1 protein-coding gene is annotated in these 254 nt (G+C 68.9%); it reads left to right on the plus strand.

The annotated features are described in order from the left end of the window. A partial coding sequence (locus SB816_RS33360; protein ID WP_410548423.1) for a hypothetical protein occupies positions 1-254 on the plus strand: 254 nt, incomplete at both ends.

Genomic DNA, 254 nt, shown 5'->3' on the forward strand with positions numbered 1-254 from the left:
CTACGCGCGCGGCATCTACGAGATCAGCGGCTGGCCGCTGCGCGACGCGCTCGGCTATTTCGACGGCCTGACGCTCGAGGGCGCGAAGCGCGAGATCGCCGACAAGGTGATCAAGGAAATCGTCGCGCGCCTGACCTTCCTGAACAACGTCGGCCTCGACTACCTGTCGCTCGAGCGCAGCGCCGAAACGCTGTCCGGCGGCGAAGCGCAGCGCATCCGGCTCGCGTCGCAGATCGGCTCGGGCCTGACCGGCG

It is taken from the genome of Achromobacter sp. SIMBA_011 (assembly GCF_046535435.1).
GTDB classification, from domain to species: Bacteria; Pseudomonadota; Gammaproteobacteria; order Burkholderiales; family Burkholderiaceae_B; genus Achromobacter; species Achromobacter dolens.